The sequence below is a fragment of the Mesorhizobium sp. M2A.F.Ca.ET.067.02.1.1 genome (genome assembly GCF_004023285.1).
Taxonomy (GTDB): domain Bacteria; phylum Pseudomonadota; class Alphaproteobacteria; order Rhizobiales; family Rhizobiaceae; genus Mesorhizobium.
In genome coordinates this window covers 1-2,080 of sequence record NZ_RZSB01000920.1, presented here as the reverse complement: position 1 = coordinate 2,080, position 2,080 = coordinate 1, and the positions used below count along the sequence as shown (strand labels likewise).

Sequence of the window (2,080 nt, the reverse complement as noted above, 5' to 3'; positions counted from 1 at the left end):
TCGGTACGGGAAACGAGTTTTTCCTCGAAGGAACCGCCGGCAAGGGCCTTCTCCGCCAGCGCCTGCCAACGCTTGGCGTCCGGGTTCGGAAGGTCGACATCCCTGGTCATGGCGCCGGCGCCCATCGCTCTCCTCGCTTCTCGGCCGCATCAGCCGGGTCCAGCCAATCTAAGGTCGGGAACCGGATATCACAATGCGTTATCCGCCCGGGTTTTCCCGCGGCCAGCCAATCGATTGCCAAACATGCGCGAAATCCGCAAGCGCCAATGGCCAGATTCCGGGCCGCTCCCAAATCGATACTGGCCATTGCCGCATGCGACGCGCGTTACTATACCTCCGGGTGAGGCCCTTTGAGCGGAACAGATTGCGGAGACCGGACATGGTTGACGAGACCAGCATCTTCATCGGCGCCAGCCGCAAGCCCGACGATTCCTATCAGCGCGCCGAAGAGCTGCTGCTGCGCTACGGCAACCGCCACGGCCTCGTCACAGGCGCCACCGGCACCGGCAAGACGGTCAGCCTGCAGATACTGGCCGAGGGTTTTTCGAATGCCGGCGTGCCGGTGTTCTGCGCCGACATCAAGGGCGACCTTTCCGGCATATCCATGATGGGCGAGGCCAAGGATTTCCTGGTCAAGCGCGCCGGCGAGGTGAAGCTCGATCCCTACCAGTTCCAGGAATTCCCGGTCATCTTCTGGGATCTGTTCGGCGAGCAGGGCCATCCGATCCGCGCCACCATCTCCGAGATGGGGCCGTTGCTGCTCTCGCGGCTGATGAACCTCACCGAGGCGCAGGAAGGTGTCATGAACATCGCCTTCCGCATCGCCGACGAGGAAGGCCTGCTGCTGCTCGACCTCAAGGACCTGCAGGCGTTGCTCGCCAACATCGCCGAGCGCGCCGACGAGCTCAGCGCGCGCTACGGCAATGTCACGAAGCCTTCCGTCGGCGCCATCCAGCGCACGCTCCTGGTGCTGGAACAGCAGGGTGCTGCGAACTTCTTCGGCGAGCCGGCGCTGCGCATCGCCGACATCATGCGCACCACGCGCGACGGCCGCGGCGCTATCAGCGTGCTCGCCGCCGACAAGCTGATGATGAATCCCAGGCTCTACGCCACCTTCCTGCTCTGGCTGATGTCGGAGCTGTTCGAGGAACTGCCCGAGGTCGGCGATCTCGACCAGCCGAAGCTGGTGTTCTTCTTCGACGAGGCGCATCTTCTGTTCGAGGACGCGCCGAAGGTGCTCATCGATCGCGTCGAGCAGGTGGTGCGGCTGATCCGCTCCAAGGGTGTCGGTGTCTATTTCGTCACACAGAACCCGCTGGATATTCCGGAAAAGGTGCTGGCCCAGCTCGGCAACCGGGTCCAGCACGCGCTGCGCGCCTACACGCCGCGCGAGCAGCAGGCGGTGCGGACCGCGGCCGAGACCTTCCGGCCCAATCCCGATTTCGACTGCGCCACCGCCATCACCCAGCTCGCCACCGGCGAGGCGCTGGTCTCGATGCTGGAGGACAAGGGCGTGCCGGCCATGGTCCAGCGCACGCTGATCCGGCCGCCGTCCTCGCGGCTCGGCCCGATCACGCCGGACGAGCGTCGCAAGATCATCGCCGAGAGCCCGGTCGCCGGCCAGTACGATCAGGTCGTCGATCGCGAATCGGCCTTCGAGATCCTGCAGAAGAAGACCAAGGAGGCGCAGGACGCCGAGGCGCAGGCACGGCAGCAGAACAGCGGCGGCTCGCGCTGGACCATCCCCGGCTTCGACGATGTTTTGGGAACAGGCAACCGCCGGTCTTCCAACCGCCAGACCGTAGCCGAAGCCGCCATCAAGTCGGTGGTGCGCTCGGTCGGCTCCTCCGTCGGCCGCGCCATCGTGCGCGGCATCCTGGGAAGCCTGGCGCGGGGGCGGTAGGCACCGTCTCATTGTCAGTTGGCGGGTGTTTTTCAGCCGACCTCGATGTTCATCGCGGCGATCAGCCGCTCGCGCCCGGCCAGCGAATTCAGCGCCTTGTCGCCAAGCTCGCGGGCGACGAGGTTGAGCAGCGCTTCGCAAAACACGACATAGGCACCCATGCTGTTTGAATAGAAG

1 protein-coding gene is annotated in these 2,080 nt (G+C 65.1%); it reads left to right on the top strand.

Going from position 1 to position 2,080, the window contains the following annotated elements; all coding sequences use genetic code 11:
• The first annotated feature begins 379 nt into the window (after window positions 1-379).
• Entirely contained in the window at window positions 380-1,903 is a 1,524-nt protein-coding gene (locus tag EOA28_RS33690; RefSeq protein ID WP_127253421.1) for a helicase HerA-like C-terminal domain-containing protein, read from the top strand.
• The last annotated feature ends 177 nt before the right edge of the window (window positions 1,904-2,080 follow it).

Coding starts and splice junctions, on each gene's coding strand:
- EOA28_RS33690 (WP_127253421.1), top strand. CDS start 380: ATGGTTGACGAGACCAGCATCTTCATCGGCGCCAGCCGCAAGCCCGAC.